This window comes from Paenibacillus sp. MAHUQ-63 (genome assembly GCF_028765165.1).
Lineage (GTDB): Bacteria > Bacillota > Bacilli > Paenibacillales > NBRC-103111 > Paenibacillus_E.
The window spans coordinates 49,129-74,071 of the sequence record NZ_JARADB010000012.1 but is presented as its reverse complement, the minus strand read 5'-3'; the positions used below and the strand labels follow the sequence as shown (position 1 = coordinate 74,071).

General features: G+C 45.5%; 17 protein-coding genes and 4 pseudogenes. 9 read left to right on the top strand and 12 right to left on the bottom strand.

Annotated elements, in window-relative coordinates:
• Positions 1-198 precede the first annotated feature (198 nt).
• Positions 199-2,097, bottom strand: a complete 1,899-nt coding sequence (locus PUT07_RS33085) for a TOMM precursor leader peptide-binding protein (RefSeq protein ID WP_274473060.1) — start codon at positions 2,095-2,097, stop codon at positions 199-201.
• Between the two features lie 398 nt (positions 2,098-2,495).
• Here PUT07_RS33085 and PUT07_RS33080 point away from each other — a divergent pair.
• A pseudogene (locus PUT07_RS33080) lies at positions 2,496-4,232 on the top strand (putative thiazole-containing bacteriocin maturation protein); the annotation flags it as partial.
• Positions 4,233-4,423: 191 nt separating this feature from the next.
• On the opposite strand, the gene PUT07_RS33075 reads toward PUT07_RS33080, so the two are convergent.
• From PUT07_RS33075 to PUT07_RS33065, 3 genes are all read right to left on the bottom strand, one after another.
• Positions 4,424-4,534 (bottom strand): YjcZ family sporulation protein, encoded by a 111-nt coding sequence (locus tag PUT07_RS33075; RefSeq protein ID WP_163954161.1) that lies wholly within the window; start codon positions 4,532-4,534, stop codon positions 4,424-4,426.
• Positions 4,535-4,785: 251 nt separating this feature from the next.
• Positions 4,786-4,896, bottom strand: coding sequence for a YjcZ family sporulation protein (locus tag PUT07_RS33070; protein ID WP_274473058.1), 111 nt, complete (start codon positions 4,894-4,896; stop codon positions 4,786-4,788).
• 174 nt (positions 4,897-5,070) lie between these two features.
• On the bottom strand, positions 5,071-5,697 hold the full coding sequence (locus PUT07_RS33065) for a DUF1796 family putative cysteine peptidase (RefSeq protein WP_274473057.1): 627 nt from the start codon (positions 5,695-5,697) through the stop codon (positions 5,071-5,073).
• A 2,290-nt stretch (positions 5,698-7,987) separates the two neighbouring features.
• Here PUT07_RS33065 and PUT07_RS33060 point away from each other — a divergent pair.
• From PUT07_RS33060 to PUT07_RS33025, 8 genes and pseudogenes are all read left to right on the top strand, one after another.
• Entirely contained in the window at positions 7,988-8,929 is a 942-nt protein-coding gene (locus PUT07_RS33060) for a 23S rRNA (adenine(2503)-C(8))-methyltransferase ClbB (protein ID WP_274473056.1), read from the top strand.
• A 179-nt stretch (positions 8,930-9,108) separates the two neighbouring features.
• The gene (locus PUT07_RS33055) at positions 9,109-9,381 is read left to right on the top strand and encodes a CD3324 family protein (protein WP_274473055.1); all 273 of its coding nucleotides are present in this window, start codon (positions 9,109-9,111) and stop codon (positions 9,379-9,381) included.
• A 690-nt stretch (positions 9,382-10,071) separates the two neighbouring features.
• A pseudogene (locus PUT07_RS33050) lies at positions 10,072-10,179 on the top strand (sugar ABC transporter substrate-binding protein); the annotation flags it as partial.
• A gap of 141 nt (positions 10,180-10,320) precedes the next feature.
• Positions 10,321-11,502: an extracellular solute-binding protein gene (locus tag PUT07_RS33045; RefSeq protein WP_274473054.1), complete on the top strand. Its 1,182-nt coding sequence runs from the start codon at positions 10,321-10,323 to the stop codon at positions 11,500-11,502.
• Positions 11,503-11,529: 27 nt separating this feature from the next.
• Positions 11,530-11,865, top strand: coding sequence for a hypothetical protein (locus PUT07_RS33040; RefSeq protein ID WP_274473053.1), 336 nt, complete (start codon positions 11,530-11,532; stop codon positions 11,863-11,865).
• Positions 11,866-11,882: 17 nt separating this feature from the next.
• Entirely contained in the window at positions 11,883-12,629 is a 747-nt protein-coding gene (locus PUT07_RS33035) for a hypothetical protein (RefSeq protein ID WP_274473052.1), read from the top strand.
• A gap of 315 nt (positions 12,630-12,944) precedes the next feature.
• Entirely contained in the window at positions 12,945-13,448 is a 504-nt protein-coding gene (locus tag PUT07_RS33030; RefSeq protein ID WP_274473051.1) for a hypothetical protein, read from the top strand.
• 456 nt (positions 13,449-13,904) lie between these two features.
• Positions 13,905-14,477, top strand: a pseudogene (locus PUT07_RS33025) (aldo/keto reductase); the annotation flags it as partial.
• A gap of 548 nt (positions 14,478-15,025) precedes the next feature.
• On the opposite strand, the pseudogene PUT07_RS33020 reads toward PUT07_RS33025, so the two are convergent.
• The 8 genes and pseudogenes from PUT07_RS33020 to PUT07_RS32985 form a co-directional block, all read right to left on the bottom strand.
• A pseudogene (locus tag PUT07_RS33020) lies at positions 15,026-15,739 on the bottom strand (glycerophosphodiester phosphodiesterase).
• 72 nt (positions 15,740-15,811) lie between these two features.
• Positions 15,812-16,621, bottom strand: coding sequence for a sugar phosphate isomerase/epimerase family protein (locus tag PUT07_RS33015; protein ID WP_274473050.1), 810 nt, complete (start codon positions 16,619-16,621; stop codon positions 15,812-15,814).
• A gap of 43 nt (positions 16,622-16,664) precedes the next feature.
• Positions 16,665-18,332: a glycoside hydrolase family 3 protein gene (locus PUT07_RS33010; RefSeq protein ID WP_274473049.1), complete on the bottom strand. Its 1,668-nt coding sequence runs from the start codon at positions 18,330-18,332 to the stop codon at positions 16,665-16,667.
• A gap of 33 nt (positions 18,333-18,365) precedes the next feature.
• The gene (locus PUT07_RS33005; protein ID WP_274473048.1) at positions 18,366-19,994 is read right to left on the bottom strand and encodes an extracellular solute-binding protein; all 1,629 of its coding nucleotides are present in this window, start codon (positions 19,992-19,994) and stop codon (positions 18,366-18,368) included.
• A 32-nt stretch (positions 19,995-20,026) separates the two neighbouring features.
• The gene (locus tag PUT07_RS33000; protein WP_274473047.1) at positions 20,027-20,914 is read right to left on the bottom strand and encodes a carbohydrate ABC transporter permease; all 888 of its coding nucleotides are present in this window, start codon (positions 20,912-20,914) and stop codon (positions 20,027-20,029) included.
• Between the two features lie 15 nt (positions 20,915-20,929).
• Entirely contained in the window at positions 20,930-21,913 is a 984-nt protein-coding gene (locus tag PUT07_RS32995; protein ID WP_379241229.1) for an ABC transporter permease, read from the bottom strand.
• Positions 21,914-22,107: 194 nt separating this feature from the next.
• Positions 22,108-24,384 carry a helix-turn-helix domain-containing protein gene (locus tag PUT07_RS32990; RefSeq protein WP_274473045.1) on the bottom strand — a complete coding sequence of 759 codons (2,277 nt, stop codon included), beginning with the start codon at positions 24,382-24,384 and terminating at the stop codon, positions 22,108-22,110.
• A 209-nt stretch (positions 24,385-24,593) separates the two neighbouring features.
• Positions 24,594-24,929 (bottom strand): YxeA family protein, encoded by a 336-nt coding sequence (locus PUT07_RS32985; protein WP_274473044.1) that lies wholly within the window; start codon positions 24,927-24,929, stop codon positions 24,594-24,596.
• Between the last annotated feature and the right edge of the window lie 14 nt (positions 24,930-24,943).

Genomic DNA, 24,943 nt, shown 5'->3' with positions numbered 1-24,943 from the left:
TCATTTCCTGTCATCCCGCGGTAGGATGGGAATGGGGATTGCGGCCGTAAAGCCATCTAAATAATATCCTTGAACTAAACGAATAACGACATTGAAACCAATAAACCGGATTCCTAAGCAAACAGGAATCCGGTTTATTGGTGTAAAAAATGGCTTAGCGTGCGAAATCCGCGTTTTGTTGGCTGGACCCTTCGCGTCTTATAGAAATGGATGCGGATGCGGATTGAGTTGCCCGGCCGTCAGCGGCACTTTCGCATAATCAAGCTCTGCCGGCACCCGAAGTACTCTCTTCAGCCCTGTCAAGCGTTGCAAGTGATGTCCGAACGTCATCGGAAGCATTCCTGGAATGAGAACTTTTACACAATGCAGCCCGTTTCGCAGCGTTTCCAGCGACGACTGATTCACCGCGATCACATCGAGATTTAAGCGGCGAAACACCTCGATCGTATCATTCAGATCATCGGTCAGATTTGCATGACTTGCCTTACGCTTGAACTCCTCGTCAAACGTTCTGAGCGGACGTTGTCCGTCCAGCAAAAAATGTAGCCGTTCTTCTGCTTCCGGAAAACCGTAAAGCATGGCATGATCCTCCATTTGCAATACGAGAAACGGATCGTCGAGCATTTGCTTAAAATGTTCCTGGCCCGCCTCAAATTTTTCTTGCAAGAAGATCAACCTGCCGGCCAATTCGTGAATAGCGCTTTTCGCAGCCCGTACCGGATCCAAATGAGCTCCCGCCGCACAGATAAGATTCATCTTCCCGGGGCTGACGCTTTTCGCGAGCGCCCAAATGCTCGGAATCCCATTCTCCATCGTCATGTTAAACAAATGTACATCGTATCCGGCAACTGCGCGCAGCCTTTCGATCATGAGCCGCAATTCCTGATCGTTAGCGGAATAGGGGTCCAGACGCGGAATAGGCAACTGCGCGTACCAAGTCATCAGGAACGAGTCACGCTCCGCCACTTCTAAAATCCCGTACAAGATGGCTTCCTCCAAGCTTCCGCCTAACGCACACCCGTTGGAGCCTTCCTGAACAAAGCCGCCACCGAATCCCGAACTGTAATAAGCGAGACTCTCCGGAACAAGGATCGGACACTCCCGTACTAGCGAATAGCCCCAGATCCAATCGATCGGGAGGTCTGGATCAAACGGTTCGTACGGGAAATCAGGCTGCGCGTACTGTTTCTTTGAATATAACCCAACCTTGGAGGGGTCGAGCGCTTGATTCGCAATACGGTTGAAACTGTCATATATTACGGTCCGTTTGCCGCGGGGGCTTATACCGCAGAGTCGCTCCAATCCTTCCAAGATCGCGGTCAATTCGCTTTCCGCATAAGAAAAGCTATGGCCTCCCGTTACCTCATCTCCGATCAGAAACGATGGCAGGTTGACCCCCACCCCGGCAAACGGCGACACGAGGTCAAGCATCTTGGCATTAAAAACCCCGGTCCGTGAATCCATATAGTCTTTGTCCAAATGTTGTTTCATGTCGTCTATAGGACGGCAGCGGTAACTGTCGGCGCTTATCTTCGGTCTCGGCTTGAGCGATATGTTGGACGCCGCCGATGAATCGTCTGGCATACGGGCACACACCTGGCAGAGTGGGTCAGGCAGAATGAAATGGAGCGAGCTATTCAGATTTTTCAGGTTAACGATATACATATGCTCCTCCGTATAGGCTCGGCTGCCCTGCAACACTCGTTGCGTCTCGGCAATCAACATGTGAGTTGCATGCCAAAGTCCTGAAGGCGAAGATCTTACGTGTTGTATGTCTCCAGGCGACGCCGTGAAACGCCGGTTATCCGCACACTGGGAGCATCCCGGCGTTCCCGGACGAACCAGAGGCCCGATTATGGCCTCATCCATTGAAATAAAGCCCCGCAACCACGGGATGCCGGCCTGCTGTAGAGCCTCTTCAACCTCGAAGTATCCGGAGGAAGGCCAATCGTCGTGCAGCACTATAACCAATTTCGCCGCTTTCGGTATGTCTGAAGTGAAATCTGTCTGTCGAACGACTTCATAACGATCCAATAGCTCTCTGCATACGTAGTCGGCTAATAAACCTTCTCCGACAACTGATATGATAGCATTCACGCAGTTCACCTCATCTCGCTGCAATACGCACCGCTCGTTTCTGCAGGTTTGTCTACTAATCTCCTCGAGGCTGAAAAGAAGGAACTGCCGGTCGGCAGCTCTTATTATTGCAATTATGGTTTCTTCCCAATAAGATGATTTCATTATATCTTAGTGATGACGCGTATATGCACGTATAGGACAAGGGCTTAAAATTTTTAAATAATAACCATAAAGTCTACTTAACATATTGATCATCAAAAAGGCGGCTGTACCGATTGATTCATTCGGCGCAGCCCCTTTTTATTGAACTTTTATTTAAGGATGGGGTTCCTCGAGTGGGGTTTTTCCTTATGTATAAGACATGAGGGACAAATAGCTGTACATAAAATTACTTGTGAAGAGTTGGGACAGTTCGGGTGTTACGGAGGGGGAATGAAATGAAAAATTTGAACCATTACAATACACATCAACTGCCAGCAGAGATTCTCAAAGAGTATGCTTCTCAAATTGAATTTTTGGACAATTTTGGTAATTTGGGTGCTTACCGGTTTCAGTCCTATCGTCAGGCCAAAGTATTGACGGTCGGCTCTGGTCCATTTTTGATCTCGGTCATTTCTGCGCTGCTTGTATCCGGAATGCCCAAGATTCACGTGCTAGTTTCTGGCTCAGGTCCGACTGACCGGCAACGGATGCTAGAATTGGCGGCACATGCTCGTAAAAAAGACCCCGAGGTGACAATAGAGGAAGTTAAGCTGCAGAAGGAAGGGGTTAGTAGTTGGCGGGAAGCCGTGAGCTCGTTTGATTCAATTTTGTTTGTATCACAGGAGGGTAATATCAAGGAACTGCGAGTTTTTCACACGATTTGTAGAGAGGAGAGGAAGTTGTTTCTTCCCGCAGTATGTCTGCAACAGGTGGGTCTGGCTGGTCCGCTAGTGCATCCGGACTTTGAGGGTTGCTGGGAGTCAGCTTTTCGCAGCCTTCACGAATCTGCAATTTATAAAGACCCTCAGCTGCACACCTTTTCTTCCACAACGGGAGCGATGTTAGCGAATGTGATCGTGTTTGAATTATTAAAAAACATTACGGGAGTGGGCGATGCGGAACAAAGGAATCGAATCTTCCTACTTAATCTGGAGACGTTGGAAGGAAAATGGCATTCGTTCATGCCCCATCCGCTTGTGACCAGACGTACCGCAGCTGAATGGATTCACGATATTGATTCACAGCTCGAACGGAGATCAAGCAAAAGTGAGAACGGATTGCTTCCTTACTTCGGCCGGTTGACATCAACTGAATCAGGGATTTTCCATATTTGGGAGGAAGGAGACTTAAAGCAGCTACCGCTCTCTCAGTGTCGCGTTCAGGCAGTTGATCCGCTATCGGAAGGGCCGGCTGGGCTTCTGCCGGACATTGTTTGTACAGATTTGACACATGAAGGAGCGAGGCGGGAAGCCGGACTGGTCGGGATTGAAGCGTATGTTTCGCGAATGGCCTGCCTGCTCGTTTCTACGCTTCCATCCGATCATGAATCTGAGGGCAACAAGATAGACCAACAACATGAATTTATCGGCGTTGGTGCGGGAGAAACGGTTGCGGAAGGCATCGGACGAGGATTACAACGGACTTTGGCCGAGGTACTGGGCAAGCGAGTTGCAAGTCAGTTGCCTTCTGTCTTTCGAGTACAGTTGTCTACAATAGAAGATAAACACTGCCAGTTTTATTTGCAGGCTCTGACAACGATGAAGGGAGCACCAATGATTGGTTTAGGAGAGGAAGTATCCGGATTCCCTGTGATGTGGGTTGGTACATGTGATCGTTGGTATGGCGGTGTAGGCTTAAATGTGACACTCGCGTTCCGGGATGCTTTGCAGCAGGCTTTGTTGGATGCACAAAACCAACCGGCTGGCCTCACAACGAGAGTGTTGGAGGTATCGAACGTGCATCTAGCTGAACAGTTGCCGCTAATTTGTAAGATCCCTTCATGTGAAGTGACGTTAGAATCGGATGTTCTGCAGACAGCCTTACAGGTCTTGGAACGGAACCATAACCGACTCTCGGTATTGGATCTAGCAGTAGAACCGTTTTTGAAAGAGGAAATGGCAGGAGTGTTTGGCGTGTTGCTGCGGCTTCCTTCAGATATCGGAATGTTATAGATGAAGCACGAGAGAGTCCCGTATCACGCGTTCCACTACACGGATGTTTGTATAACGATGATGGCATTCGGCGCGATTCAGTTTCCACAGCTACTCATCTCATATTTCACCCTTCATTTAACAAAAAAGTCACCCTGAGATTAAGATTAAGGGTGACTTTTTCTCTTTGTTCTTTGAATTGGATTAATGTATTACCATACAAATGCTGATGTGATGATAACCAAAAGAATAAAGAGAACCAAAATAGCTGCTGCGCTTGAACCGTAACCTGCACAACTTGCACCATAACCTACTGCTCCCATGTTTACTCATTCCCTCCGGTGATTTGTCACTACGGTATAAAATATGTTCGTTACATAGTGATTGATTGGACGTATGACCCAAATTGAGTGTTGGAAAAGCCGGCATTCGTTCTACATTTTTCACCCTTCATTTACCATAAAAAGTCACCCTAAGATTAAGGTTGGTTTTTTATGATTAGAACAACGAAAAAACGGCCCGTATTTATTTCGCGGCCGTTTTTCTCATTGATTCTTTACGTTAGATTAAGGAATTACCATACAAAAGCTGATGTGATGATAACCAAAAGAATAAAAAGAACCAAAATAGCCGCTGCGCTTGTGCCGTAACCTGCACAACTTGCACCATAACCTACTGCTCCCATGTTTACTCATTCCCCTCTGGGTGATTTGTCACTACGGTATAAAATATGTTAGATAAATACTGATTGATTGGACGTATGAACCAAATTTCATTCGCAAAAAAATTCGGATGATCTCTGCAGCAGCTAATTTCGGTATCCGTAGAGAAAGCGGTCAAAATATTTTCTTCACGAAACTTAGCGAAATGACGAAGCTTTCAATTTGAAGCTGTTCATACACGTATCCCAAGCCTGGTTAAATCCTCTCCAGTCTTCTCCTTTCGGTAGAAGCACCGAGCTAATTCCACGTAGCCCCCAATCCTCGTAAATCACGTCTTTGCTTTCTTCCTGGTGATTATTCACGATCAGAAGATGGAACTTGCTATGCGTCAGCCTTTTTAATGCTGCGTGTAGCTCCTGCGCTTCCTTTTTTTTAGAATTGGTTCTAATAAAAAGAATGGGTTGACTTTGAATAGTTCTCAAAAACCGGTCTACGCGTCGATTGAGCTTTTGTTTAAACGCGGGATAAGCTTCCCGCCACCGCTCCGCAGTGAGATAAAGAGGGAAGTCATGGAAAGATATGACATCATTTGTGTTATCTCTTACAACAAAGCATTCATTGGTAGTGCCAATGAGTTCAAGCTGGCTAAGTTCCATAAATCCGTTGAAACGATGATCTATCAAACGAACCACTCCCCCGATCGAATCGGAAACAAACCAATCTAAGGGACCCGCATATTTTCGTAAGCCCAGTCTTTTAAGCTGATATGCTGTTTGACATGTAGAACCCAGACTAATATAGGCCACAGAATCGCGCCATTTCATAATTTTCACTCCCGTTTCAACAACCGATCTCCTCCGCAATGACGAGTAGAATTAAAGTATGCAAAAGTTAAAATTGCGCCTGGGCAAATATACGGCGTAATCCGAAGGTCTTTGCTGACAGACAACTCATATGCAAGTTTAGCCTCAGCAAAAGGGTTGAGTAACCGTGGAGTCGCTCCTCTAATCGTTGAGGCCATTCAACGGCTAGCCACCATTGGCTACGTACATGAAGGCGACCTAGGAACTAAGGGACGAGAGGATTTTATTCCTCCCGCAGGCAAATTGGCATCACCTATATGTCTGCAGACCGTTAGGCATACAACGTTGCGGGGTGAAATGATGTGTAGTGCAACCTGTATTATTTCCCTACCTCAGATCGATAATTGAAAAATGAACCCAAAGATAGGCTTATGTCCAATCAATGACTATGTACCGAGCGTATGATTATTTCGTAATGAAATTTTACTTGAGGGGAATGAGCAGATATGAGTGGTGCGAGTTGTGCAGGTTATGGTGTTAACAACGCAGCAGCTGTTTTGGTTCTCTTTATTCTTTTGGTTATTATCTTAATGACTTTTGCAATTTAAACCAACATCACAAAAAAGACAAGAAAAAACGGTCTTATCGCGAAATAGATGCGAATACAGACCGTTTTTTCCTGTTCTTTAAATGAGGGTGATGGGTGAGTTGGATGCGGGCTGGCAATATCCATATAGGGTCAAGTGGATGGTTACGCACTAGGTTGATACCCCTATCGTGATTAATTACCTTCTAGCCAGTTCCAGAGCGCTTTCTTCGATACTTTGGTAACACTCCATTACCGGTCGGAGTCAACGTTATCGTTACGCTAAAGAAAGAAAACGTCATGGCGTGGTCACCAGTAACGTCGGCGCTGGCTCCATTGAAAGATTTAGAGACTTGAGTTGGTGCCATAATTATTAACGATTCACCGTTGATTATGGTCCCTGAGTTAGTGACTACTCTAGAGGCACCGATTATAGAAGCCATCTGCATCCACCCTTATCCTATTGATCTTCCTATTATATGTGGGTCTGACCTTTTTGCTTGGTTTAATGAACATGTCCAGACCCATTTATATGTGGATTTTAGTACAATACAAAAGCCATAGTAATGATTAGCAAAAGAATAAACTGAACGAGAATTGTTGCACTACTAGTGTGATGTTGGTCATAACCTGCAGCTACCTCAACTATAGTTTGACAAAAGCAAGGAGTAGATCTGCTGCATCTGCTATTTGTTTTATTGTAATACGGGAGGATATCTTAGTCGCTTTGTGAATTCTGGCCTCACCCCTTGGACAGGTTGAATGAAGGAATGTGGGAGCGTAGACTCCGTGAGATGTGGGAGGGTTGAACACCATGGGTAAAGGTGCAACCATACTTTACCATACCATCCGTTTTTTACAGTCTACAACTTCATACCATTTAAATGTTATCTGCTAAAAAGTATTGATGGTCAAAAACTGAGAAAACAAGAGTATTTAAGAGCAAAACGTTTCTATTCACGGCCTAGCACGAGAAGGGGTCGATCCCGTATGTTGCGGGCAGCGCTATACCGGGATTTGCGGTCTGCCGCTGCAGCAATTCGAACGGCTGCTGCCGAACATTGAGGAACGACGCTGCTCGGGTTACTTCAGTTCTTGGAGCAGCAGAAGGAACGGATTGAACTTACATGCGAAAGCTCTACTAGTTGAAACGACTTTGGCCATGTGTTATGATGACACCAAACTTAACGATAGGAGTGATTGAATAATGTAATATTTTCTGTCGGTTTTAGAGGATAAAACAAAGCTATTTTGCGTTGTTTTGTTCTTTATTGCCGTAGGAAAAAGTTACTTATTCTTTCACTCTTTTATATACCTGCTTCAGCCCTGAGTAAGGGTTGTCCTGATGTATGTTTTTGAGCTGCGAGAAAAGTAACTTTCTTGCAGCTCATTTATTTTTCTGCAGCTGACAATAGAGTTCCATATTGAATTTTAAAATTATCGCCACCAAAATCGTTGAACTGTAATATAACACAATGCTTATTTAAACTAGGAGGTTGAAAAAATGTTTGAAGTTGTAAATGTTCAGGTGAACCGTTTATTGTCCGTTGGCACGGTTCACGATCATACTAAACGGATGCCGGAGCATTTTCCATCTATTGATAGGTGCACGTAGCGACTATAGCTACAAAGTTCGTGGATTTATATTTAGTTGGTTAATGTAGATTTTAAGCACCCACCCTTTAAAGGTGCTTAAGCCGATTCTCCGGCTTAAAAGGAGAATACATGAAATCAACTTCGAAATACGAAATGATTCACCACATATTGTCTGAATTGAAACAACCCGCATATCGGTTCCAACAGATCGCGGATGCGATCTTCAAACAACGAATTGGTGAATATGACCGAATGACCATGCTACCCAAGGGTATAAGAAATGAATTAATAAAGAACCTTGGTGAACACGTTTTAAATCTAACTCCTGTCATGCAACAGACATCCAGACAAGTGAATAAAGTGTTATTTTCCATTGAAGGTGGTAACCACATTGAAGCAGTTCAACTAAGCTATGAGCGCGGCTGGAAATCATACTGCATTTCCAGCCAGTGTGGATGCGGATATGGTTGCAACTTCTGTGCTACTGGTACAATCGGACTGAAACGAAATTTAACTACTGATGAAATTACCGAACAACTGTTATACTTTCATTTAAATGGTCAAGCCTTGAATAGTGTATCGTTTATGGGCATGGGGGAGGCTTTAGCCAATCCTACTATTTTCGACACGCAATTTTCACAAGTTAACCTGACCTTTTCACTACACTCTCCGTTCGACGAACAGCGAAGTGAATTAATGCCCATTAACAATCGTTTTCCTTTAAAAGATGTGTTGAACAAGTTGGATCAGCATATTCGTGATACAGGTAGAAAAGTATATATTGCATATATATTACTTCGAGGAGAAAACGATTCAAATGAGCATGCGAAAGCTATTGCTGCGTTGTTAAAGCACAGAGGTTCTTGGGAACATTTATATCACGTTAATTTGATTCCCTACAATTCAACCGACGTAGCGCCTGAAAACTTTCATCAATCAGACAAAGATCGGGTTCAAAAGTTTGCCAGTATCTTAAAGTCAAAGGGAATCAAAGTCACTGTACGAACTCAATTCGGAACAGATATTGATGCCGCATGCGGTCAGCTATACGGCAAAAAGCTGCAAATATAAAAATCACTTAAGAATATCTCTATAGAGGAGCAGGGATTATGTCTCAAAACTTTACAGTAACTCATGTTCAATTCCATGCAAAAACAGATATTTGGTGATATTTGCATGGAATAACAAGATCACCAATCATGCTGGCTTTGCTAGTTGAGATATTACATTTATTCAAGGAGTGAGTCTACATGAGATATGTTAATGCTAATGATATTCTCCCAAAAGAACTCGTTGAAAAATTGCAAGATTTCGTACAAGGTGAATACCTTTACATTCCTGCAATAAAAGATCATCATAAAAATTGGGGAGAACTATCTGGTTTTCGGGAAGAGATTGATAGAAGAAACCGTGAAATAATACAAGCATATAAATCTGGTGATTCGATTCAAGAACTTGCAGAATCTTACTACCTTTCTGTTTATGCTATCAGAAAAATAATTTATAACAATAAAAACGGCTGAACTGTGTTCCTTATTACGCTTTAAAAACACTACACTGTCAAAAGGTGATCCCTGTATTCATATGGGATCATCTTTTATTTATTTTAGGGACGTTTATACCAATTATTACAGAACCATATTGTACATAGCTTTATACGATTTTTATCTGATACCATATAACTAAGGGCTCTTCTAAAAAGGAGAAATAATTTATTTGTAAGTGCTCTTGTTCAAATGAATGCGAATCATCTGCTACCGTGTTTTTATTTCAGTGTGTAGAACGTGTATACTTCTAAATTTTTATTTGTAGTCGCGGAATAAAATTCACACATTTCAAGCGCCGGTACAGCGCTTTTTTTGTGCTCTTTTTAGTGAGAATCAAGAGTGCAATATGCTGCATCCAGTTAACCATTTAGAAATAATTGAAAATATCCTTAACGAAAGAGGAATATCTATGTCATTTGACGGTTTACTAATGTATCAGCTTGCCAAAGAAATTAAGGCTAATCTACCAATGACAATTATGAAAAAGACAAGTACAACGAGGAGATCATTAATTTCGTAAATCAAAAATAAGTTTTAGCTCACTTTGAGAACCGCTCATTTGAGAAAACGGCGTTTATTTTGAAGAATGGCGGTGCTAGAGATGTTACACCTGTGCCGCTATTGTGTATTCAAGACGGGGATATGGGGCATATGCGCTCACATTAAGAAGAAGCACTTTCGAAGCTTGGTATTAAGGTGGTAAAAGCCTCCATCACGAATAGCTCGGAAGTCAAACAAGCGGCACAAGCTTTAGTCGGGCGAGCCGATGCCATCAAGACAAGGGAGTAAGGTGTTTGATGAAAATGGCGCACTTCATATTTTTAAGCAAAATAAAAGTATAAGCGTCATTTTTGTAGTCGATTGCCAACCACCTAGCTATGAATACGCGTTATCGCATCCTTATGTACAGTTTCAATGGCTACGGCATTGACCGCAGCATGCAGCAGCCCGGAACCGAGCAAACCAGCAGCAACTGGGGGAAGCAGTCAGCCATCCGCATCCGCATCCGCTGCTGCCCCAGTAACAATCTCGCTCACACAGCCCGATGGCGGTCGTGTCTGGAAAGACGATAATGCAGCCACCAAAGAAATTGAAAAGAAAGCTAACGTCAAATTGAACGTAACGATGCTTCCCAATAACGACTTTAACAGCAAGTTCAACGTACTCGCTGCTTCTGGCGACATTCCCGACATGAGCAGACTGGGCTCTTTTGACTACCAGAAGTATGTAGATCAAGGCTTGTTCCTAGATCTTACCAAACTAATTGACCAATATGCTCCCAATTTGAAGAAGAACTTGAAGCCGGAACTGTGGGAGTTGACGAAGCACAAAGGCAAGCAGTTCGTCATTCCGTATGAGAATGGCGCTGGTAAGGAAGTACCTGCGGTTCGGAAAGACTGGCTGGATGCTTTGAATATGAAAATGCCTACCAATCTGGACGAGTTCGAGCAGATGCTGAAAGCATTCACGTTCAACGACCCGGATAAAAACGGCAAGAATGATGCGTACGGTATGGGCATTGCCAACAGCTTCGCAGAAACTTTCATGCCGATATTTGGAGCGTACGGCATTGCGCCTGGCATGTTTGCCAGCAGTGTGCCTATGAACAGTTATTTGAAAGACAACAAGATTGTACCCGTTGCTGTATCGCCGGAATACAAGGAAGCGCTGGCCTATATCAAGAAGCTGTGGGATGCTAAGGTGATCGATCCGGAAATTTTCACGATTAAAGCAGATCAGGCGCAGCAGAAAATCGCGCAAGGGAAAATCGGCTATTTCACAGCCTGGTGGTCCATCGTTCCGCAAACGCTTACTCAGCAGCTTAAGATGAAGGAGATTGTGCCGAATGTGAAATGGGAGCCTATCGCTCCGGGAATCAAAGGACCGGCAGGACAAAGCGGCATGCTGTCTTTCGGTAATGTAGGCGCGACAATCGCGATTTCAGCAAAAACGAAAAATCCGGAGGCTGTTTTACGCTTCCTAGATTACATGTCCACGGATGAAGGTTGGGAGCTCAACCATTATGGCATTAAGGGGACGCATTATACGAGCATTACGGAAGCGCGTACACCTGAGGGTCAGAAAGCGTTCGACTAGAAATGGCTGGATCCGCTAAGCCAGATCGTGTCCAGAGTAGATATCCAAAACAAAATCAATGCGGCTACGAAGGATACGATTCAAATTGAAAACAACCGCTATATTGATGCAGCAGCCAGTTATACCTTGATTTCAGACATCTTCTACGGCATCCCGGCAACGGATGAGCAAAATACACTAGGACCTGATGTGGCCAAATATGAAGTTGAGATGTTCCTGAAGTTCGTTACAGGCGGTGAGCCGTTATCTAACTGGGATTCCTATGTGGAGACATGGAAGAAGAAGGGCGGCAAATCCTTGTTGGATTCAAAAATCAAAAAGTATAACGAACTGAAAGCAAGCAATGTAAGCGCAGGTCTATAAGGATGGAAGGCTACCAAATGACGTCGCCCATTCTCTTGAGGGGAGATCACAAGAGAGCTTTCCGGGACCCGTGCGCGCTTTACCAGGACGGTATTTGGTGGCTGTACTACACCCTTGTGGAGACAGAAGAAGACGGTCGCGTCTATTTATATACGGCGATGAGCCGAAGCTCTAATCTTCGCGAGTGGAGCAAGCCGCTTCTTCTGACTCCGAGGGATCAGCACCTGAATTTCTCCAGTCCTGGCAATTTGATTCGTGTCGACAATCGCTGGCGAATGTGTCTACAATCTTATCCACGGCCAAATGGTGAGAAATATGGCAACGGTGATTGCCGCATTTGGATGATGGACAGTGAAGATTTGGTGAATTGGACGACCCCGGAGCTGCTTCGTGTCAAAGGAGAACATGTGGCCGCTAAGGATATGGGCCGTATGATCGATCCTTACTTCATCGAGAATGCAGCTAGGCCAGGGGAATGGTTTTGTTTCTATAAGCAAAATGGCGTCAGCCTATCGAAAACGGATAATTTCCAGCAGTGGACCTACTGCGGTAACGAAAGTGCTGGAGAGAATATCTGCATTATTCGGGATCAAGGGGAATATGTGATGTTTCATTCTCCCGAGAACGGTATTGGCGTCATGAGGTCGTATGATTTGGTTCATTGGCGAGAGGAGGACAGCTTAATTACGTTGAACCAGCAGGAGTGGGAATGGGCAAAAGGCCGAATAACGGCTGGATTCGTCTTGGACCTCAGCACACGATAGGCGATTCATAGTTGGTTGACGATTTTAGAGATCAGTGGAACTAGATAATTAACAGAATAAATATTATGTAAACAATAATAGGCGCTATAAGGTGCTTCTTTTTTTATTGACAAGAAAAGGAAGAGGAGCCGTGCGGCTAGTTAGCGATGTTTTCTCTATTTTAGAAATATTCGGTTAAGTGCTGATAGTTAATATAATACAACAATGGCTTATGGGCTTGATAGGTATAAATTTAAAGAGGTTTGAGATACTGTTATTATATGAAAATTTAGAATATCTGAACTGGGCATGGTCATAAGGGGGAGGTGAATTACGGTGGGAGTTAAATTCTTATGCGTGAATGAGGATAAGGTATACTTAGTTCCAACTTCACAAATTGATAAGAAGCGGAAAATTATATTGCGGGATCTGGCTGGCCGAAACGCACTAAAAATAACTTTAATGTATGAAAGCAAAGGCAGCGTACCAAGTCAGATTATTCTTATTCAATTCACGAGAATATCCTTCGATGAGAACGGAGTTTATGACTTAAGAAAAGCATTAGAATCAGAAGAATCACGTGTCTCTTTTGCGTATGTCAATCGGGACGTAAACGAAGCGATAGCTAGATTCCAAGGTACACGACCAGATCCGTTACCAATTCCACGTGGCGTAGCAGATCCAACAGAGAATGAGATTCTTTGTATCGAATCTTACTTAAACAGTAATTTTCCTGAGTTGCTTAAAAATTCTCCGGATGCGATCTATCAAGCAATTATTAGGGAGCAACTGGTTCACGATAGGCAAGTTCGTATGATGAAAAACTCATACAAGTCTTGATAATCCAATTACGTCAATTTAGTAGCTCAGATCGAGGTGGGTAATTATTTGGGTTGCGAGGTTAAAATGTCGGTTGTCATTTTAGACATTGAGATTAATTGTAACCTAGGGAAACTTCTAACTTAACATGTCTTTAGTACGTAGATATCATAAAATACGAATCCCCGATCAAAGTCGATCGGGGATTTTAGTATATTAATAATTAAGTACGGTCCGAATACCCGAAATTATTAAATTGGTAAAGAAAAACCCACTCCAAAAAGTTGTGCTTGTTCAATGTACAGTATCTTCTTGCGATTATCGTCATCTGTCGCCCCCAAAACACATGTCCGAGTACTCTTCGTACACACATGATATAATAGAAACTAATTTATCGAGTAGCAGTATGTTTGAAGAAAACAGCGGCAGAAACCGATCCTAATAATGTGAAGATATAAAACGGAGGGATACATTTCAATGAAACGGAATAGACTAGGCACTTCGGAGCTCGTGGTAGGCGAAGTGGGATTAGGCTGCATGTCCTTAGGTACAGATCAACGTCAGGCAATTTCTATGATTCATACAGCGTTGGACCGCGGGGTGAATTTTATAGATACGGCAGATTTGTACGATGAAGGTCTGAATGAACAAATCGTCGGTGCAGCGATTCGTGGTCGTCATCGCGAGGAACTCATTATAGCAACTAAAGTGGGCAATAGACGAATTCCGGGCAAAGAGGGCTGGGTTTGGGACGCCTCCAAAGCGTACATACTATCCGCGGTAAAAGATAGCTTGAAACGGTTAGGTACCGATTACATTGATTTGTATCAATTGCATGGCGGTACGCAAGAGGACCCGATTGACGATACGATCGAAGCCTTTGAACAATTGAAGCGAGAGGGAGTAATTAGATATTATGGTATCTCGTCCATTCGTCCAAATGTTATTCGTGAATATACAAACCGCTCGTCGATTGTTAGTGTCATGAGTCAATATAGTTTGTTGGATCGTCGGCCGGAGGAAGCTGTGCTGCCTTGGCTTGCTGAGCAGTTTTTTGGAGACAAACATAGAGATTTGAATATTATTCACAGGTTTGACTATATAAAAAATTAAAAAACACACTCGTCCCAAAATAATGTGCAACATAAGAAACATCCGACAGGAAAACCGGGGTTTTTCTTGCTCATAGACATATGTATAAAATACGGGTTTTGTGAAGTAGTTATAAATGAAATTCCGTTCATTGGAAAAATCTCTTATTGCTACGAGCCGTTCCGCGATTATTGAATGTTCTTTTCGCCACACAACTATATCATCGGACATTGGTCCAAATCGGAATCCGACGGCGGTTGTGAGGTTAAATATCCGAGCTCTACGCGCCGGTGAATCTCCCGTACTTTCCGAAGTGTATCGGCGTTAAAGCAGATAAGGACTGCAGGTTTCCAGCATGCCGTGCCGGTCAATCAGCTGAAGAAGCACTTCGCCGTTTCCGGCCACGATGTTCAAGTTACGGATTTGATCATACGTATGATCCTTTGTTTTTCCCGTCTCCGCGATTATTGAATGTTCTTTTTCGCCACACAACTATATATCGGACATTAACTCTCCATCAAGTTTGTATCAGTTGTTATGTAAGTAACCCCCGACTCGATAAAGGGCTCGGCATCTTCCCAGGAATTCACAGTCCATATCGAAACATCTATCCCTTTGGACAACAATCTTCGTACATCCTCAGGTTTGATCGCCCTGTAGTCGTAGTCCAGAAATGCCGGCTTTACTTGTTGGATCAGGTCCAAATCGGAATCCGACGGCGGTTGTGACGTTAAATATCCGAGCTGTACTCGCCTGTGAATCTCCCGCACTTTCCGAAGTGTATCGGCGTTAAAGCAGATAAGACTGCAGGTTTCCAGCATGCCGTGCCGGTCAATCAGCTGAAGAAGCACTTCCAGATCCGCATCATGGTGGTATTCCTCTATTTCGACAAAGGCGTGCATCTGATAAGACTTACATATATCGAGTACTTCTTCCAAAGTCGGAATTCGCAGTCCGGAATGCGCTTCAATGCCGTTACCGGCCACGATGTTCAAGTTACGGATTTGATCATACGTATGATCCTTTGTTTTTCCCGTCCCATCCGTCATTCGGTCAACCGTTCGGTCGTGATGGACGATTCAATGGCCATCAATCGTGCAATACGTATCACATTCGATCCCCCAGAACCCCGATTGCCCCGCCAATTCGAAGGCGGCGATCGTATTCTCGGGCGCTAGCATGCTAAATCCCCGATGGGCGACATATTTCGGCTTAGACATGATTATACTCTCCTCCCCATCCGACGATGCTGTTCTGCCTTCTTTCTTCGTCCGTATACATCTTACTTTCCCCTAGCTTATGCTCATCAGATTTCGCCAATTGTCCATCAAACAGCGCGGATCAGGGTTTCTTACTTCATACATGAAAGGTCCTGAATATCCGGTTTCCGCTAAAGCATGGATGATTTCCTTCCAGTTCAGCACGCCCTCTCCGGGCATCCAATGCTTCTCATCCAATCCGTCGTTATCCGAAATATGCGTCGTGATGATCCGGGAGCCGAGACTCCCGATAAAGGTCTCCGGTGTTTCTTTGAACAAATGATTGACATCGCAGCATATGCCAAGGCTAGGATGAATGGAGATGAGCGCCTCAATCTCTTGAATATTATTGCCGAGGCAAGTCCGCGGCAGGCATTCGACGGCGAGTCGCACCCCATGCGCCTCAGCTGCTGGAGCCAATCTTAGCAGCGATTCCTTGGCATAATCGAGCCGCTGTCCCCTCTCCTCAGGTGCGATCGGCTCGTAGCTCGGATGCAGAACTGCTTGGCGAATACCCCACTCTTGTGCAAGCGCCAGTATGCAAGTGACGCGTTCCAGTACCTTCTCTCGCTCGATAGAATCGATTAAGGAAATGTCCCAAGGGCTGCGGTAAGGAATATGAACCGACCAAATGTCGATTCCGCTTTCCCTTATGGCCTGCACGACTTTGTCGCAATGGGCTTTTGTAGCGGGATCGTGCGGCACATCCATAAATTTCGCCTGCCACGTTACTTCGACGCATGCGATTCCGGATTGTTTGAGCTGATGTAAGTCCGGTGGTGATATCAGGCTGATGGATAAGCCGACGGGCCATATTTTGGGGTCTGATGAGCCGATTTGCATCTGTGAGTCTCCATTCTTTGCTGATTTGATCTACAATTCGCCCTTATAATCCGTAACCGAACATATAATCTTCATTCACATCGACGGGCAGCTTGCCTCTCGCCTTCTTAGCTCCAAACAAGGCATCTACGGCCGCATCAATCGAATAATCACAGTCGTCATATGTACAAATGACGTTGCGCTGCCGCTCTATTTTCCGCAAAATATAGGGGCTGCCCAAGACAAGCAAAACAAAATCGGGATGACCCTCGCGGATACGTTCGATCATCTGGAGCTGACCTGGCGGCAACATGCCGCTTCCTTCCTTATAGCTGATGACGCGTATGAAAGCGGCATAAATCACATGATCGTATGCTGCGGAGCCGATCGCTTCGGTAACGGCTGCAAAATCCCGTTCGTCGGGAAGCTCATCGATCACGAGAAGATCGGTCTCAGCTCCATATCGTAAGCAGCTGCGGTGCAAGTATGCCGCTTTACCGGAGATTCGCGTTCCCATATCTTCAACTTCCTTCCCCTCGTCCTTGCTTCGGGAGGCGATAACCAACACTTTTGAACATGCATCCGGCTGAATAGGAAGATTTGCACTCTCTAATGCAGTGATGGAACGCGACGCGATTTCCTTAGCCAGCTCGATATGTTCATCGGATCCTAGCAGCTGTTCCGCTTCTTCCAGCTGAATCGGCTTATTCTCGAGCAATCCGAAACGTTCCTTCACATCCAAGATCCGCTTTACTGCCGTATCGATCAGCTCCAAACTCAGCTCTCCGGAACGGACAGCATTCATAATCGCATGGAAGGTGATCTCAGGATCTGACTGGTAATCCTGCAGAATGATATCATTCCCCGCTTGAACCGCCATGACGGCGGCCTTCTCAATGCCGTACTGCATCTTGATCGATTTCATCGTCAGACTATCCGAAACGATCAGCCCCGTGAAACCGAACTGCTCTCGAAGCAGCCCGGTCATCACGGATCTGGATAACGTCGCCGGCACAAGCGGCTCTCCCTCTGCCAGCAAAGCGGGATATAGAATATGAGCTGTCATGATACCCATCATCCCACGCTTAATCAATTCACGAAACGGACGCAGCTCTACGTTCATCAAATGATCGAAATCACGCTCCACGATTGGCATAGAGACGTGCGAATCGATCTTCGTATCCCCGTGACCCGGAAAATGTTTGCCGTTCGGAATGACGCCCGCCTCTTGCATTCCCTGCACATAAGCAGCGCCCAGCTCGATGACGACGTCGGTTCGGTCGCTGATCGCCCGCGTGCTAATAATCGGGTTATCCGGATTGGAATTGACGTCAAGCACCGGATTGCTGATCATACCGAAGCCGACGGCTCTCGCTTCCTTGCCGATCGCTAATCCCATCCGATAAGCAAGCTCGCTTGAACCTGAGGCTCCAAGAGCCATCATGCTCGGAAACGAAGTGCCGACCTTCAAGTTATGCCGCAGCCCTCTCTCCGCATCGGAGAACAACAACAGCGGGATTTGTGACTGTCCCAAATAGTCGTTCACCGTATCCACGAGGCCGTTCAACTGTTCAAATTTGTGAAGCAGGAGGACTGAGCCTACCGTTCCGATCCGGCCGGATGAAAGTGAACTGCGAACCGAATCTTCGAACCGTGAAGCCCGGACACATATCATTTGCCCGATTTTTTGCTCCAAATTCATATGCTGAAACCATTGTTCGGATGTTTGCATGACCCAATCTCCCATCATTGACCGCAAAATCGGTTACTTGATCGCGTTATAACGGTTATACGCATCTTGGTATACTTTGACCAATTTGTCCAGATTCATTTCTTTTAGCTTCTTCACATAGCTGTCCCACTCTTCGTCAATGCCTCCCTGCACGAGCCATTTGGCTTGCATTTTCTTGACATAAGCATCGATATCGGTAAAGTAGCGGCTGCGTGCTTCCGTTTCTTCCTCGCTGAAATACAGGTTAGGGAAAATATTTTTATCCAAATAAGGCTGCAATAATTTATCCATATCGCCTTTTTCATACGGCTTGCCGACGACTTTAGGCGAGTCGTTCGTTTTGGCAAACACGGAGGTCGAGCCTGGGGAAACCGTATGTCTGAATTCGTTCGCATTCACGCCGCTTGGCGGATCGATTGTTGTGAGCGTACCGTCTCCGTTATCCTTCATCACGGTGCCAATCGTTCCATTCACCGCTTCCAAACTTACTCGAGGATCATACATATAATCGATCCAGCGCATCGTTATTTCCGGATTCTTGTTGTTGGAAGTAATGGCAAATGCGCCTTTGCTCAAAATTCCCGCTGAGTAGCTGTTCCAAATCTGCTTGCCGTCCGGACCTTTCAACGGCATGACCGGAACGAAGTTAGCGGCCTGATCGGGGTCCATATACGTCGAAGCCGTCCAGGCTACATAGGAACCGACATTGCTATCCTTGCTTCTGAGCTTGGAACCGTATACCTTCTCGTCATGCGTTAGCGATTCCGGATCAACCAAGCCTTCGGCGAACAATTTATGGAAGAATTTCGTTGCTTCCTTGTACTCGGGCTGTACCGCCGTGTAAACGACTTGGTCGCCCTTCATAATGATGTGATCCTGTTTGTCGAGCAAACCAAATGAACCATACAGCGAATAGATGCCTTGAATCGCATGTACCCTGTAGGAGAACGGTACTTCATCCTTTTTGCCGTTGCCGTTCATATCGTTGTCCTTGAATGCTTTGAGCGTTTTGTAAAATTCATCCGGCGTCGTAGGAATCGGCAGCTTGAGCTGATCCAACCACTTCTTATTGACGAATAGCATATCTTTGGATGTAGGATAGGTGCCGTCAATCGTTGGTAACGAATAAATATGACCGTTCGGCGCCGTCATATCTTTTTTGTAGCCTGGATTCGCATCCAGTATTTTCTTCAAATTGGGCGCATATTTGTTAATGAGCTCTTCCAACGGAATGAACAAGCCTTGATAACCGTATTTCACCACTTCATCGTTATCAAGAATGTAATGACCGTAGAAGGCATCGGGCAGGTCGCCGCTGGCGAACATCAGGTTTTTCTTCTCTTTGAAACCGTTCGCATCATTCATTTGCCAGTCTACATGGACGTTTGTTTTCTCTTCCAGGCTCTTAAAGAACGGCAGCTCGCCAAATGGCTTCTGTCCGGCAATACCGTAAAGACCGGCAATCTTGAGAGTGACTTTGTCCTTGACGATCGGTAATCCGGTTGCGCTCATATTCGACGATGCCTTAGGCGGCTGTTTCGTATCCGTCTGGCCGCCGCTGTCGCTGCTGTTGTTGGCGCTTTCGCTGGAGCAGCCGCTAAGCAGCACTCCCAACGCCACAGCCAGCGTCACACTTCCATGTGCCCATTTATTCATCTTCATATTGACCTATCCCTCCAAATAATTGAAAGTTCTTACCCCTTCAGTGAGCCTATCATGACGCCTTTAATGAAATACTTTTGCAGAAAAGGATAAAGGACCAATACCGGCAGACTCGATACGATAATGACACCGTATTTCATCGTTTCAGCCATCCTGACCACATCCGCCTGATTGACCAGTCCGTCCACCATGTTCTCAGAGGCTTCGTTGCTGATCAGAATTTTGCGGAGAATGATTTGAAGGGGCTGAAGCGAGTCCTCCTTCAAGTAAATCAACGCCTGGAAATACGAGTTCCAATGACCTACGGCGCTGAACAGCACCATGACTGCGACGATAGGCAGTGAGACGGGAATCACAATTTGCAGAAAAAACCTGGTATTGGAACAGCCGTCCACTTTGGCCGCTTCCAGCAGCTCCGCCGGCATCGTGCTCTGGAAGAAGGTTCTCGCGATGATAATGTTATAGGCCGAGACCGCATTCGGGAGAATCATGACCCAGATTGTGTTGAGCATTCCCAAGCTTTTGATGAGCAAATACGAAGGAATGAGACCGCCGCTGAAAAACATCGTAAACACGATGACTAACATGAAGATCCCGCGGCCCGCAAGATCCGATCTGGAGAGCGCGTAACCCGCAGTCAAGGTAAGTATGACGTTCAGACAAGTACCGAGAACGGTATATATCAAGGAATTACGGTAACCAAGCCAGATACTTGCATCGCCAAATATTCTGCGGTATCCTTCCAAGGTTATCCCTTTGGGGAACAAGGCAACATCGCCCACATTCACAAGATCCGGGTTGCTGATGGAGGCGATCACTACGAAATACAGCGGGTATAACACAGCCAGCAGAAGAAGAGACAGAATCACGTACATACATGCGTCAAACCATTTGTCGGCTGCCGTGCGGCTGATAACCATCGGAGCTCTCCTCCCTTACCATAGGCTGGCCTGCTTTGTTTTTCTCGCTATTTGATTGACTGAGATCAGCAGAATAAAGTTGACGACAGAATTGAATAAACCAATGGCGGCCGAATAACTGAACTGGGCGTTCAACAAACCCGCTCTGTACACGTACGTTTGAATGATTTCTGATGCGTCAATATTCAGCTGATTTTGCATGAGATATACTTTTTCGAAACCGACACTCATCAGATGCCCGACGTTCAAGATCAGTAGAATCACAATCGTAGGCAGGATGGCAGGCAAATCAATGTGGCGTATCCGCTGCATCTTGTTCGCTCCGTCTACAACGGCAGCCTCGTGGAGATCGGGATTCACGCCGGACAATGCCGCCAAATAGATGATGGCCGACCATCCGAGATTTTGCCAGATGCCGGAGAATACATAAATCGTTTTAAACCATTCCGGCTTAGCCATAAAGAAGGTAGGCTCCATGCCCAGACCCGCTAAGGCATGATTGACTAATCCGTGCTTCGGAGACAGGAACAAATACAACATTCCGACCACGACAACGACGGAAATAAAATGCGGCGCATAAGTTACTGTTTGCACAATTTTCTTGAATCGTTCGTTGGCCACCTGATTAAGCAATAGCGCGAGCAGGATCGGGGCCGGAAAAGCGACCGCCAGCTCAAATAAGTTGATTCCCAGCGTATTCCTCAAAACGGTAATAAATTGATACGATTCAAAAAAACGCTGAAAATGCTCAATACCGACCCAGGGGCTTCCCGTGACTCCCTTAACTGCAATGAAATTTTTGAAAGCGATCTGAACACCATACATCGGCACATAATGAAACAAGATAAAGTAAACCATGGTGGGAAGCAAAAAAAGATACAGCTCATAGTTTTGCAATACTTTGAACAGATTTGATTTCTTCTTTCGAACAACCTGGATGGTCGGTTCTGCATTCGCTGGATTTGAATTTGTAACAAGTCTCACCGACACTCTCTGTATCCCCCCTCACTGTTTATCCGTGCTTGCCTTTTTATTGTAAGTACATCCCAAGTCGAGGTATATAAGCGCTTTCAATTCGGATGTGCAATAGATGACAAATAGGCAAAACCCTTGATTTATCAAGGCATTTCGTGCTATCCCTCGGCGTAAATATGCGATTCATGTGTGAATATGCGAAAAAAGAACCGGTTGTCTCAACCGGTTCCCGATCCGCTTTCCTGCTTCCGCAGCATCTTGCGATATTCACCCGGCGTGACGCCGACCTCTGCTTTGAACTTGCGGATAAAGCTTGACGTATCGAAATAGCCGACCTGCTGCACGATGTCTTTGATTGAGGCATTACTTTCCCTGAGCAGCCGTTTGGCGTTATTGATGCGGATTAAATTCATATAATCGGTAATCGTTTGACCGGTGTGCTCTTTAAACAAACGGCTCACATAAGAGGCTGAAAGTGAAAAATGATCGGCCATCATTTGCACGGAAAAGCCGGAATCGCCGTAACGCTGCTGCATGTAATCTGTCATAGCGTAGATGTGACGCTCCGCAGGATCTCGATGATGCTGCTCCATAGCGTGGCAAACGTCGATACAAGCCTTCGAGACAAGCTCGACCAGCTCTTCGACGGTATGGAATTCCATCAACGTCAACACATCGGGAAGCTTCTCGGTGATGCCGGGAAATTCGCTTTTCATCTCATTCAATGTTTTCATAACCGTATGGATAATATCAAAGCATAAACATCTGACGACAAACAGCGTCGTACCGCCTTGCTTAATCTGATGGACAAAATGCGTAAGCGCATCGACGATTTGCCGGGTTTGTCCCTCCCGCAGCCAATAGCTTAAATTTTCCAAATTGTAATTTGCGTCGTACAGCGTTGAGAAATGATCGGATGTCAGGTCGCGGAACGATATGATTTGGCCCATCCCTTTGATCAGTTTGTAATCGATCGCAGTCGAAGCCTCAATAAATGATCGACCGATCTGCTTCAATTCCTCGTACAGTTGGCCCACACCGCAAGTTAGCTTGATTCCGAGATCTCGGTACACGGCATTGTGCCACTCTTGCAGCCAAACGGAGAGCTGCTGAGGCGTGTGGTCGGTTGATACAAGGAAAGTTATCCGGTTGTTATCAATGGATTCCTTGTAATAAACGGTCATCCCGCTACTTGAGCAGTCAGCGACGGATTCCGCAAGCAGCTGCTTCGTATCGGGATTTGCTCCTGCACCTTCCACGACAAAGACACAGTAAGCCGCATGCCCGAATTCGAAACCGACTTCTTTGCACCGCTCGTCCAGCTGCTCCCTCGTCTCCACTTCCCCTTTCAGCAGGCTGAGCAGCATATGGTCGACAATGGCTGAACGGTTGTTCTCCCACTTTTCCCCAAGCTCCCGATTGGAGCGCATCGTCCTGTCGATTAACGTACGGACCGCTTCCAGCTCGTTCATGATCATAAGCGACTTCCCCAAATGGCTTTCCGCCAGCTGTGCGAGCTTTTTGATCGGATGATAATTGTAGCGCAGTGCGAAGTAAATCGCTACACTGCCAATTATCAAAATGATGAACAGCGTGCGCATCCATTGGGAGACGACGATGTCGATCGGCTTCATGACGTCGGAAACCGGCATGATATTCACATATGTCCACCCAGTCAGTTCAGACTTCATGCGGGAGACGAAATAGTTCACTTTGTCCAGCTTTTCCACGGAAAACATGCCGTTGGCCGACACGAGGAGCGGGTACAAGTCCTCGTCTTTGACATGTGAGTCGCCCTTATAGGAGGTGACGATGCGATTTCTCTCATCCATAATAACCGTATTTCCCGTTCTGGGATATTCATCGGCTTTCAAATAAAGAAGCAGCGAACTCTCTTTAATCAAAAACAACACGGTTCCGTAAGGGTGAAGGCTCCCCAGCGGGATCGGCAGCGCATAGCTAATGAACCGCTCGTTGGAAGCACCCATGAAGTTGACGTCCTCCGCGGGACGGAGCATCGGTTTCGTCAAAGTGTCCATTTCTTCCCGAAACTGCGCCTCCGTCCAAAAACGGTAATGATAAATATCGTTAATGAAGGTTGGAATACGGTAAGTGCTTACGGAGGAATATAGCAACGGTTCTCCCCTTACGTAAAAAAGCACTTCGTGAATAAAATCGTTCGATACGCGATAATCGAGCAGCGTCTTCGCCTGGTATGCGCCGTAGAAATCTTTGGTTACCGCATAAGGGGTCAGATCGGGATTCGTCTCGATCCTTGCCGCGATTTTATTCATTTCGATGATTTTCGTATCAACGCCTTCACCGAGCTGGCTCAGCATCTCTTGGTTCATCTTCTCAACGTAGTGGTTGACCGTTTGCTTCAACTGAAGCGATCCGTAATAGCCTAATAGACCGAGCGGGATTAGCAAAATGACGAAATATGAGAACAGATATCTATAAAAGACTTGTGCTTTGGTAATCATTCCTTTTGTCATATGCTCCCTTTACATCCAAAATAATTATTGTTAATTTTATCAAATTCAAAGGAGAATGTGTATACGCTTTCATATTTTATTTGTAGAATAAGACGACCGCTTTCACTATTTATATATTACCACATATTGTAACCTTGCTACCCTATAGATTAATAACAAAAAGAGCAGCTGCCGCGGTGGCAAACTGCTCTCTGAATAGTTCTTTTCTTTTACCATTTGATTGCAGAAGGTACTTCTTCCGGATTGATCTTTTCCCATTCTTGTACATAGGCTCCCTTGGCCAATACCTTCAGATAGGTCCCCTTAGGAAGTTCTGTACTGGCTGTAAAATTAACATTTTCCTTGTCACCTTCCGCATTGTACCCGGTAAGTTTATACTCTACTCGCCCATGATTAGGCACGGGGGCTTGATTGATTTGGACATAGACATAGGCTTTTGTCAGAAACGGGTTAAATCGGTCTACCACATCCTTGTACAACACTATAAATACGACGGCCAGCATGACAACGACCAATGTCATTACGGGGACTCTTCTATTTTTCATGAATGAAATTCTCC

Excerpts from the sequence above, each read along its gene's own strand:
- PUT07_RS33075 (WP_163954161.1), bottom strand. The coding sequence starts at position 4,534 with ATGGGAGCAGTAGGTTATGGTGCAAGTTGTGCAGGTTACGGTTCAAGC.
- PUT07_RS33070 (WP_274473058.1), bottom strand. The coding sequence starts at position 4,896 with ATGGGAGCAGTAGGTTATGGTGCAAGTTGTGCAGGTTACGGCACAAGC.
- PUT07_RS33065 (WP_274473057.1), bottom strand. The coding sequence starts at position 5,697 with ATGAAATGGCGCGATTCTGTGGCCTATATTAGTCTGGGTTCTACATGT.
- PUT07_RS33060 (WP_274473056.1), top strand. The coding sequence starts at position 7,988 with ATGAAATCAACTTCGAAATACGAAATGATTCACCACATATTGTCTGAA.
- PUT07_RS33055 (WP_274473055.1), top strand. The coding sequence starts at position 9,109 with ATGAGATATGTTAATGCTAATGATATTCTCCCAAAAGAACTCGTTGAA.
- PUT07_RS33045 (WP_274473054.1), top strand. The coding sequence starts at position 10,321 with ATGGCTACGGCATTGACCGCAGCATGCAGCAGCCCGGAACCGAGCAAA.
- PUT07_RS33035 (WP_274473052.1), top strand. The coding sequence starts at position 11,883 with ATGACGTCGCCCATTCTCTTGAGGGGAGATCACAAGAGAGCTTTCCGG.
- PUT07_RS33015 (WP_274473050.1), bottom strand. The coding sequence starts at position 16,621 with ATGCAAATCGGCTCATCAGACCCCAAAATATGGCCCGTCGGCTTATCC.
- PUT07_RS33010 (WP_274473049.1), bottom strand. The coding sequence starts at position 18,332 with ATGCAAACATCCGAACAATGGTTTCAGCATATGAATTTGGAGCAAAAA.
- PUT07_RS33005 (WP_274473048.1), bottom strand. The coding sequence starts at position 19,994 with ATGAAGATGAATAAATGGGCACATGGAAGTGTGACGCTGGCTGTGGCG.
- PUT07_RS33000 (WP_274473047.1), bottom strand. The coding sequence starts at position 20,914 with ATGGTTATCAGCCGCACGGCAGCCGACAAATGGTTTGACGCATGTATG.
- PUT07_RS32990 (WP_274473045.1), bottom strand. The coding sequence starts at position 24,384 with ATGACAAAAGGAATGATTACCAAAGCACAAGTCTTTTATAGATATCTG.
- PUT07_RS32985 (WP_274473044.1), bottom strand. The coding sequence starts at position 24,929 with ATGAAAAATAGAAGAGTCCCCGTAATGACATTGGTCGTTGTCATGCTG.